This is a genomic window from Streptomyces sp. NPDC031274, assembly GCF_055570235.1.
Map to the genome: position 1 here is coordinate 1 of NZ_JBVIHP010000414.1, position 1107 is coordinate 1107.

Below are 1107 nucleotides of genomic sequence, written 5' to 3' on the forward strand. Positions count from 1 at the left end.
CCGCTCTCTCCGACTCCGCGCGGGCCGCGGACGCGGAACTTCCTCCATCTCGACCCGCCGGACCACACCCGCTACCGCCGGTTGGTGACCGGCGCGTTCACCCGGCGGAAGGTCGACGGCATGGCGCCGTGGATCCGCGAGATCGCGACGGACCTGTTCCGGGCCGCCGCCGAGACCGGCACGCTCGAAGTCGTCAACGACCTCGCCTATCCGCTGCCGCTGCGGGTCATCTGCGAGCTGCTTGGCGTCCCGTACGAGGATCGCCAGCTCCTGCAGGACTGGTCGTCCGAGCTCGCGGCGGTGCTGGATCCGCCGCTGGGCACCACCGGGCAGATGACGAGGGGGGCGGCGCGGGCCCGCGCCGGATTCGTCCACTACTTCAGGCGTCTGATCGAGGAGCGCCGGAGCACTCCCGGGCAGGACCTCATCTCGCACCTCCTGCAGGTCGAGGAGGACGGGCACCGTCTCGACGAGGACGACGTCCTGGCCACCTGCGTGCTCCTGCTCAACGCGGGTCACGAGACGACCGTGAACCTGATCGGCAACGCGGTTCTCGCCCTGTTGCGTCATCCGGGGCAGTTGGACCGGCTGCGGGCCGACACCACACTGGCACCGGCGGTCGTAGAAGAGGTTCTGCGCTATGACGCACCGGTGCAGATGACCACCCGGGTGGCCCGTGAGCACGGCGCGATCGGCGAGGCCGAGTTCCGGCCGGGCGACACGGTGCTGTTCCTGCTGGGGGCCGCCAACCGGGACCCCGACGTGTATCCCGGCCCGGACCGGTTCGACATCGACCGCTCCCCCGCCGCCGGCCATCTGGCGTTCTCGGCAGGCGCGCATTTCTGCCTCGGCGCCGGTCTGGCGCGCCTGGAAGTCGCCATCGCCCTTGAGCTCTTCAGCACGTTCCTGGTGCGGCCGCGGCTTCGGCCCGGCGGCGTCACCTACAAACGCAACCTGAACCTGCGCGGGCCGTCGCGCCTCCTGGTCGACTTCGACGGCGTCCGCACCGGTTGAGGAGTCCGTCACCGTCCCGATCCAAAGCCAGTCCCGGAGGACGATCCCATGTCGCAGTCCCTGGCCGACGCACCCGACCTGGTGGCGCTGTTC

At 70.6% G+C, this 1107-nt stretch carries 1 protein-coding gene; it reads left to right on the top strand.

The genetic code is table 11. The features are described from left to right. A partial coding sequence (locus ACZ5CR_RS46805) for a cytochrome P450 (protein ID WP_468870154.1) occupies nucleotides 1–1014 on the top strand: 1014 nt, incomplete at its 5' end. Nucleotides 1015–1107 lie beyond the last annotated feature (93 nt).